At 30.9% G+C, this 375-nt stretch carries 1 protein-coding gene; it reads left to right on the top strand.

Annotation, left to right across the window (positions count from 1 at the left end):
- On the top strand, window positions 1-375 hold a 375-nt coding region (locus ASV53_RS26390; protein WP_141226365.1), incomplete at both ends, for an oligosaccharide flippase family protein.

Below are 375 nucleotides of genomic sequence, written 5' to 3'. Positions count from 1 at the left end.
CTATCTGAATTTGGTGAAAATAGGCTAGAGTTACTATCACTTAGAAAGTTATTTTCATACAGTAAGTGGATTTATTTGTCAAATTGGATTAATAGTTTTATAGTCGATTACCCTACATTTGCAATGAGTTCTTTCATGGTTCCTGCGTCATCAATAGGCGTATTTAGTAGGTCAATGACTTTTGTAAATTTAGGCCGAAGTATTCTTAACCCATTAGCCAAAATAATATTTCCTTTTTTTCGAGCTGGTGAAAGTAACGTCATAAAAAATTACATCGTGACTGTACTGTTGTCATTTTTAATATTTTTCCCTATGACAATAGTCATTGCTCTATTTTCTAAAGAAATAATTGTGTATGTATACGGTTCATCTTTT

The sequence above is a fragment of the Photobacterium sanguinicancri genome, from assembly GCF_002265265.1.
Lineage (GTDB): Bacteria > Pseudomonadota > Gammaproteobacteria > Enterobacterales > Vibrionaceae > Photobacterium > Photobacterium sanguinicancri.
This window is presented reverse-complemented; position numbering and strand designations above follow the sequence as displayed.